We start from the raw sequence: 8,100 nt of genomic DNA, 5'->3' as shown, positions 1-8,100 counted from the left end.
CTCCTCTAGAGGCAAACCACTTTAAAACCCGACCGCAAACGCACCCCGGGCGCGTGCGTCAACCGCTCACGATAGTTGTCGCTGACCGCTCAAGATAATTGTCGCCCGCCAGGCGGCCATGCAACTTGCCTTGGCATCACCCGACATGCCGTCGCACTTCTCGGCGGCGACCTTGTAGTCGGCATCGCGCTTCGCCTGGCTGGCGTCGACCTTGGCCTCGCCGATCTCCTTGCCCATCTTGGCATTGGCTAGCGCCTTGGTCTCGATGGCCTTGGCCTCCTGGACGCACACGTCCTTGGCATTGCCCGATTGGTCATCGCACTTTTCCTTGGCGACCGCATAGGCCGCCTCCGCCTTTGCCTTGAGCACCTTGTTGTGGTCGCTGGACTTCCCGGTATAGGCGTATTCCAGTTCGGCGCTCGCGACCTTCTCCTTGGCCTTGGCTTCTTCGATGCAGATGTCCTTCGCGTTGTCAGCCAAGGGGGCGCACGCCGCCTTGCCGGCCTTGAAGTCCGCGCTGATGCGGTTTTTGCCGGCCGTGTGGTCTGCCTTGCTCATCGTCGCTGCCTGTGCCATTGGCAGCACCAGCATGACGGCGACGACAAGAATCGAAGGCTTGAGATTGAAAAGCGTGTTCATACGAACCTTTCTTCGCCGTCAAAATTGGTGGTCACAACGCATTCACTGGGCGCTTGCTCGAGCGCCCGGCAAAGTGCGCGAGACCACCTTGGCTCCACCATTTGTAGGAGGTCCAGCGCGTCTTGTCTGTGCGCTACCGAACATTTGCGCCCGCTGCGTCCTGGACCCACGCCCCTCGTCAACGCGTGTTTCGGCATAGAACGCATGGCACGCCCAGTCTTCGTCGGCGACGGCCTCGATGCAGCGTAGGGCAGCGAGACCGTATGGGGTGTTTGGACCACGCCGCTGGTGCGGTGAGGCATAGGTGCGGTATCGGACAGACTTCGATGGCGGGCACCGTTACTGTGTCGTCAAGTCCGATAGGACCACACCATGTCACTTTTCTTGTTTGCCGCCGAGACTCTGGTCCTTGACCATCTGAATGGACGCGTCCTGCCTAGCGCACTGCACCGCGCTGTCGTGCTTGCAGCCGAGGCAAGGCTGATGAACGGCCTGATGCCGGTACTGGACGAATCCCTCCGCACCGAGATGGAGGATCATGCCACTGCACTGCCCCCTGGTCTTCTGAATCCGTCTTGAGAGCCGCGCTGGAACGCAGGAGAATTCTCCGCTCGCTATCGGGCACCGTGAGGACGCTCCAGTCGGCGTGAGCGTCTCATTCAGACCTCACTCGTACTCGTAGCCGCGGCCGATGTACAAAAAGTCGGCGAAAAGGCGCCAAGAGCTGCTCGACATTGGGCCTGGTCGAACACCGATGGCCCCTATGCCCCAGTGCTGCGTGATGGCGTTCGAGCCTCAGCCTGGCGCGGCTGGAGGCGCGTCGATGCGCCAATCGCGGCCTGAGCGGACGGGACTGTGCGACCTCCCGAAGCGTCAGGCCACGGAGGTGCGGCGCACCCTTGACTCTTGGGGACACCCAAGGGTTTGCGCTGACAAGATGAGGGTCAAACCCGGTTCCCAAGCGCAGTAAGAATTACGTAAGATTCGCGCCCACGCCCCAACCAAGGTACCCATGCTCGACGTCGACTTGCCAGCGCCCGCTGCGGCCGTTCGGAACCTCCTGGCCAGCCGCGGGATCGTTCCGGCGCTGGCCTTGCTCAACGACAGGACGCCCTATCAGTTCACGGCGATCTACAAACTGAACGGCGATGTGATGCACGCGGCGCACGCCTTCGACCGCGACTCCGAATACCGCACCTGGCTGAAGGTGGTACCTCTGAGCAAAAGCTTCTGCCAGCACGCGCTCGAGCATGGCGAGTTCGTGACCAGCCATGCCTCCAAGGATCAGCGCCTAACGAACCGACCCTATGCCGGCATGGTCGAGTCGTACTACGGCCGGCTGCTGACGCGAGAGTGCGGCACGCCCTATGGCAGCTTTATCCATTTCGACCTGGAGCCGCACAGCATTCCCACTGGGGAAATCCGCCTCCTGCGCGAGGTGATCCCGCAGTTTGTTGACTACCTGGAATGAACAGGCGGCAGCAAGGGCCTACCAAAGCTCGGCGCCTTGGTGGGGGCGAAACGCAGTCAAGGCCTCATTCAAGGATCGAACAGACCCTCGCCGTTGAGCGGGCGGCAGCTGGCAGGCGCAGGTAGGCGTTCTGCGCGGCGATCGTTTTGTCAGTGAGTAAACGCGTTGTGAAGAGACTACGGCGGTCCCGCTCCTGCGCCGAAAGTGGCCAGACCAATGGTTTGTGCGCACGAAACCTGGTCACGATCCTGGCGGCCAAGGGTCTACGCAGCTGAATCCGGAGCAACAGGCGCAGCGTATATGGGGTACGCCCCTGCCGTGTTGAGGTCAAATTGAAAACGGCCAACAGCAGGTCTAGACTTTGAATTCGCACTCCTACGGAGGACTGTCATGAGCACACCGACCCAAGTCGTACAACAGGCCTACGCCGCTTTCGGGCGCGGCGACGTCGAGGGCATCCTGGCATTGCTGACCGACGACGTGGACTGGCGTTTCCTGGCCAGCGCGGGCATCCCCTATGCAGGCCGGTACACCGGCAAGCAACAGGTGCAAGGATGGTTCGGCAAGGTGGCCGAGTCGGACGACATCCAGAAGTTCGAGCCGCGCGAATTCCTCGAAGGACCTGATCACGTCACCGTTCTTGGCTGGGAACAGACGCAGCCGCGACCCAACGGCAAGGTCTTCGAGAGCGAGTGGGTGCACGTTTTCACGCTCAAGGATGGCAAGATTAGCCGTTGGATCGGCACGCTCGACACGGCCGCCTACGTCGCGGCAGGAGGATAGGCGCGAATCGGTTCACGGGCTGTCCTCTGCCCATGACGCACCGGTAGTAGAACGCCGATGTTGGGCCTAGGCGGCGATGCCCCCTTCCGCACTGGCGACCGCCTCGCTGGACGCCGTTCAGCGCTCTGGCCGCGTTCCGAATCTGAGGCGCAGGCTTGACTGCATCAAGGCGCCTTGGGGATGGGCGCAGCTGCGCGCTCATTGATGGCGCCGCCACGCTGAATCAGTTCAGCTTGCTGTTTGAACGTTTGAACGCGCCGCCGGGATGTGGCAGCCATGTCTGGATGGCGTTCCTCCGCGGATTCAACTTCAGACATGGAGAGACTCTGGCCACGCAATTGACCGTCAGTTGGTCCGGCGAGCCCCTATGTGCGACACCGCACGGATCGCGAATGGATTCAGCAGTACTGTTCCTGTGCGTTCACCCAGCGCATGGAGCAACGCCATGACCACTTCCGAATTTGCCGCCGAATCCCTGGTTCGCACATACCTGAGGGGCCGTACCATGGAACCAATCCTGTTCAGGGCGGTTGTGTGGATGGCTGAAAAGCGGCTGACCAGCGGGATGATGCCGGTACTGGACGTGACGATGCGGACGGACATCGACAACCAAGCCGGAGCAGCGCAGTGGCGCGGCCACTCTTCTCAGGCAAGGTCCGAAGCACCAACTGTCTGTGCGCTGCTGCATCGAGCCTACGTGCTTTCTCCGCCGATGCCAGACCCGATCGGCACCCCCTTGCACCGGGCGCCCCACAGGACGGTTGGACGCAACTCTAAGCGTCATTCCCGAGGGTAAGTCGGCAAAGACCGTTCTGCCCTTGAAGCTATCCGTGAGTCTGGGCTTCGTTCCGACTATCCAATCAAGAAGGCGAGGTCGTATTGCCGGACGCGACAGAGGCCGACCTGGCTGGCTGGTTTCCCATACTCATAGTCGCAGCGGCCATTGCTTTTCAGTCCACGAAGCGTTTCATCTCGTCAAGCCGCAGCTACCGCAACTCTCCCCGAGCGTGAGCCGCGACAAAGCGTTTTGTCCCAGGCGCACGAGTTTTTGCTCACGAAGACGAGCCTGGCGAAGCTCTGCTGGTCGTCTTCCTTCGGACCGGGCCCATTGCCACAAAGCTGCTCCCGGTAAGCGAGAACGATCGTGTCGTGAGCGAGCCGGCGGGCAACAAGCGCATTCACAACGAGCAGGCATTGCTCCGGCGGCCGGGTTCATGACCTTGCTCCGACTATCCCCCTCGGGGGCCCCACCTGTTTGCTGTTCGTGGAGAGAATTAGGGACAGTCGCCGGCATCGAGGAACCGCCCAGTCTGGGCCGAGGCCGTGCGCAAACCGTAGGCTTGCAGTGTGCAGGACATGACCGCGAACGCGGCGGGGTGGCCAAGAGCGGCTTATCCAGTACGCGGCGCGCAGCAATTGCGCTCGGGGGAGGTCGAATTGATTGTTGGGAGGCCTTGAGAGGCTCACGCCTCCATCGATCTCATCGCCTTCATCATTTTGGCTATACCCAAGATCGCGATGACCCTCTTCAGGTTGTAAGCCAGCACGTGAAGGCTCATCTCGGTGCTCACGTGCTCCAGTTTCCTCGTCAGGAAGTGTGTCCAACCCATCCAGTGTTTGACGGTTCCGAACACGTGCTCAACGGTGCATCTTCTCAGCGTCATGGCCACAGGCTTGCGATCCATGCGTTGCTGGACACGCTCGAGGACCTCCTCATGCTCCCATCGACGGATGCGTCGGTAGTCGCCGGGCGTGCATTGATCCTTCATCGGGCATCTGGGGCAAGCGCTGGTCCAGTAGAGACGCGCCTTGAGCCCGTTCCTCTCTAACGTGCTGAACCTGTAGATCGCTCGTTCGCCGGCAGGACACTGATACTCGTCGGCCTTTGCGATGTAGATGAAGTCGCTTTTGTCGAAGCGCCCTTCGGCCTTGGCATTCGAGGTCATCGGCTTGGGCACGTAGGTCTTGATGCCCGCGTCCTCGCAGGCCTTGAGTTCCGTGCCGTTGAAGTACCCGCGGTCAGCAAGGGCTTGCAGCTTTGTCTTGCCCATCGCCTCGCGCGCAGCCTTTGCCATCTTGCTGAGTTGCGCGCGGTCGTGACCGACGTTGGTGACCTCGTGCGCCACGATCAGGTGGTGCCTCGCATCCACGGCCGTTTGGACGTTGTAGCCCACGATGCCCGTGCTCTTGCCTGACTGAAGCATCGAGCGCGCATCGGGATCGGTGAGCGAGCGCTGCCCATCAGGCTCCTTCTTCAACTCTTGCTTGGTCTCATCGAGCTTCTTCATCTGCTCGCGCAGCGTCTTGATCTTGTCCTGCAGCCGCTCGGTCTTGGCTTCCACCTCAGGGGGCTGCGTGCGGTCGGCTGTCTCCAGTGCGGCCAGGTAGCGCTGGATGCTCTGCTCGATCTGCTTCTGACGACCGTCGATCTTGCCGGGGGTAAAGTTGCGATCGCGGCTGTTGACCGCCTTGAACTTGCTGCCGTCGATGGCCACGACGGCGTGCGTGAACAGTCTGAGCTCACGGCACAGGATGACGAAGCGGCGGCAGACGTTGCGAATGCCCTGGCCGTTGTTGTGGCGGAAGTCGGCAATGGTCTTGAAGTCCGGCGCCAACCGGCCGATGAGCCACATCAGTTCGACGTTGCGCTGCGCCTCGCGCTCAAGGCGACGACTGGACTGAATGCGGTTCAAGTAGCCGTAGATGTACAGCTTCAGCAGGACCGACGGGTGATATGAGGGGCGCCCAGTGGCTGCGGGTTCGATGCCTTCGAAACCCAGTGAATAGAGATCCAATTCTTCGACGAAAGCATCGACGACGCGCACGGGGTTGTCTTCGCCGATTTAGTCGTCAAGGCACTCTGGCAGCAGAGTGGCCTGCTGACGGTCCTCGCCTTCGATGAATCGTTTCATGGGCCACCACCTCGTTCAGACGGGTTGGCTCAATATAGGCGACCATCTGAGATGTTTCCACACACCCTCGGCCCATTGCGGAAGTAGCCGCTGCAAATTTGATTGCCCCAAACCAGACACCGACGCGTTGGATCACCGCCGACGGGAGACACCCGGGTGTCGGGTCGCGATTCGCATGGTGAAAGTCGCAAGGCCGGCAGCCGCGCGCCCTGGAGGCATCTTCCGCAAAGCAGCCCTCGGCAGTTCATGACGATAGCGGACTTCTACCGAAGCGGCAGGGCGTCTCACCGGACCTCCAGGCTCACCTTCTCGATCGTCCCAGTGAATCGGCTTTTGATGCCCGCCACGTAGTCGCCCGAGACGGGCGTGTCATCGTCCTCGCCAACGTCAGCGCCCTCGTCAGGCGAGATGATGAAGGGAATGGTTTTATCGATCCGACCTTCCGCCACCTTCTGCCCGCCGACCGATAGTGAAGCCGTGCCACCTTTGCCGGGGCCGCCGCCGTCATACGCGAAGTCCAGCTTGATGGTCGCCTTGCCCGGCGGAAGCGCCTGAGGAGAGGCCACCGTGTAGCGTTCGAGGCCAACCCAGTTATAGGTGTACGTGGGCCTGCCGTCCTTCAGGTACAGGCTGAAGCCGCCGAAACGCCCGCCTTGCGCGAAGATCACGCCCTCGGCGCCGCCTTGTGGGACGTCGATCTCGGCGGTGATCGTGCTGGAGCGGTTCTTCGCGTTGATGAACGTGTTCTCCATCATGCCTGTCATGCCCGGGTAGAGCGTGATCGAAGTACGCGTTCCCATCAAGTCGGGGCGCCCGGCGATCGCCGCGTTGAAGCGCTCGACGCTGCGGTCGTCGATCGGAAGCACGTTGTACTTCGCCGCCTCTTTCAGGAACACGGCCTGCATCTGCTTCAACTTCGCCGGCTGCGTCCCAGCGAGGTCGGTGGCAAGGCTGTAGTCGTTGCGCGCATCGAAGAGTTCCCACGTGTCCTTGTCGAGCGTCGCGCGTGGCTTGGGTTCCCATGGCGCCCTGTGCACGGTACGCGCGAGCCAGCCATCGTGATAGATGCCGCGGTTGCCGAGAATCTCGAAATACTGCGTTTTCCGTCGGTCGGCCGCCTTCGCATCGTTGAGCGTGTAAGCCATGCTCACGCCCTCGAAGGGCTTCTGGACCGTGCCGTTGACAGACTTTGGAAACGGCAACTGTGCAACTTCGAGTACCGTCGGCGCGAGATCGGTGATGTACTGCCACTGGGAGCGAATTTCTCCCCTCGTCTTGATCCCCTTTGGCCAGTGCACGACCATGCCGGTCTTGGTGCCGCCGTAGTCCCCCGCCACCTGCTTTGTCCAGGCGAAAGGCGCATCGCCAGCGACGGCCCAGCCGGCGGCATAGTGTGGGTAGGTTTCCGGGCCGCCCCACTTGTCGAGGTTCTTCAACTGGTTTTCGACGGTCTCCGAGACACCATTGAAGAACGTAAGTTCATTGAACAGGCCGGTCGCCCCACCCTCGGCGCTCGCACCGTTGTCACCGGCGACGTAGATGAAGAGCGTGTTGTCCATCACGCCCAGATCCTCGATCGCCTTCACGAGGCGACCAATCTCGTAGTCGGCCTGCTCGGCAAATCCCGCGAAGACTTCCATCTGGCGTGCAAACAGTCGCCGCTCATCGGGCGTCAGCTTGTCCCAATCCTTGATTCCGGCGGGCTTGGGCGCGAGCTTCGTTCCAGCCGGCACGATGCCGAGCTTGATCTGCCGGGCCAGCGCGTCCTCGCGATACCTATCCCAGCCCGCGTCGAATTTGCCCTTGTATTTGTCGGCCCATTCCTTCGATACATGGTGCGGCGCGTGGGTCGCGCCAGGGGCGAAGTACATGAAGAACGGCCTGTCGGGTGTCATCGACTGCTGAAACCGTGTCCAGGCCATGGCCTGGTTCGTCATGTCTGTCATGAAGTGGTAGTTCGGGTCGGCGGGCAACTCGACCCGAGTCACCCCGTCGTACAGGAGCGGCGACCATTGGTTGGTTTCTCCGCCGAGAAAGCCATAGAACTTCTCGAAGCCCGATTGGGTGGGCCATGTCGTGTAGGGCCCGGAGATGCTGGTTTCCCAGGCCGGCGTCAGATGCCACTTGCCGAAGGCGGCCGTGTTGTAGCCGTTCAGGCGCAGCATCTCCGGCAGAGGAGCCACGCTCGCCGGGCGAATGCCAGTGTTGCCCTCGAACGCGGTCGCGATCTCCTGGACGGCGCCGGTGTTGTTAGTATGATGATTGCGGCCCGTGATCAACGCCGCCCGGGTGGGC

The 8,100-nt window shown here is 61.6% G+C and carries 7 protein-coding genes and 1 pseudogene; 4 read left to right on the top strand and 4 right to left on the bottom strand.

Annotated features, from left to right (window positions below; all coding sequences use genetic code 11):
* Positions 1-66: 66 nt before the first annotated feature.
* Positions 67-639, bottom strand: coding sequence for a hypothetical protein (locus QTI68_RS39970; RefSeq protein ID WP_286529949.1), 573 nt, complete (start codon positions 637-639; stop codon positions 67-69).
* A 372-nt stretch (positions 640-1,011) separates the two neighbouring features.
* Here QTI68_RS39970 and QTI68_RS39965 point away from each other — a divergent pair, with 372 nt between their 5' ends.
* From QTI68_RS39965 to QTI68_RS39955, 3 genes are all read left to right on the top strand, one after another.
* Complete coding sequence (locus tag QTI68_RS39965) at positions 1,012-1,218, top strand: hypothetical protein (protein WP_286529947.1); 207 nt, start codon at positions 1,012-1,014, stop codon at positions 1,216-1,218.
* Positions 1,219-1,651: 433 nt separating this feature from the next.
* Positions 1,652-2,110, top strand: a complete 459-nt coding sequence (locus tag QTI68_RS39960) for a hypothetical protein (protein ID WP_286529945.1) — start codon at positions 1,652-1,654, stop codon at positions 2,108-2,110.
* 390 nt (positions 2,111-2,500) lie between these two features.
* The gene (locus QTI68_RS39955; RefSeq protein WP_286529944.1) at positions 2,501-2,893 is read left to right on the top strand and encodes a nuclear transport factor 2 family protein; all 393 of its coding nucleotides are present in this window, start codon (positions 2,501-2,503) and stop codon (positions 2,891-2,893) included.
* 164 nt (positions 2,894-3,057) lie between these two features.
* Here QTI68_RS39955 and QTI68_RS39950 read toward each other — a convergent pair whose 3' ends face one another.
* On the bottom strand, positions 3,058-3,210 hold the full coding sequence (locus QTI68_RS39950) for a hypothetical protein (protein WP_286529942.1): 153 nt from the start codon (positions 3,208-3,210) through the stop codon (positions 3,058-3,060).
* A gap of 128 nt (positions 3,211-3,338) precedes the next feature.
* On the opposite strand from QTI68_RS39950, the gene QTI68_RS39945 reads away from it, so the two are divergent.
* A complete protein-coding gene (locus QTI68_RS39945; RefSeq protein ID WP_286529940.1) occupies positions 3,339-3,689 on the top strand; it encodes a hypothetical protein in 351 nt (116 codons plus the stop codon).
* A gap of 667 nt (positions 3,690-4,356) precedes the next feature.
* On the opposite strand, the pseudogene QTI68_RS39940 reads toward QTI68_RS39945, so the two are convergent.
* A pseudogene (locus QTI68_RS39940) lies at positions 4,357-5,805 on the bottom strand (IS1182 family transposase).
* A gap of 284 nt (positions 5,806-6,089) precedes the next feature.
* On the bottom strand, positions 6,090-8,100 hold a 2,011-nt coding region (locus QTI68_RS39935; protein ID WP_286529939.1), incomplete at its 5' end, for an arylsulfatase.

This window comes from Variovorax sp. J31P207 (assembly GCF_030316965.1).
Lineage (GTDB): Bacteria > Pseudomonadota > Gammaproteobacteria > Burkholderiales > Burkholderiaceae_C > Variovorax > Variovorax ginsengisoli_B.
This window is presented reverse-complemented; position numbering and strand designations above follow the sequence as displayed.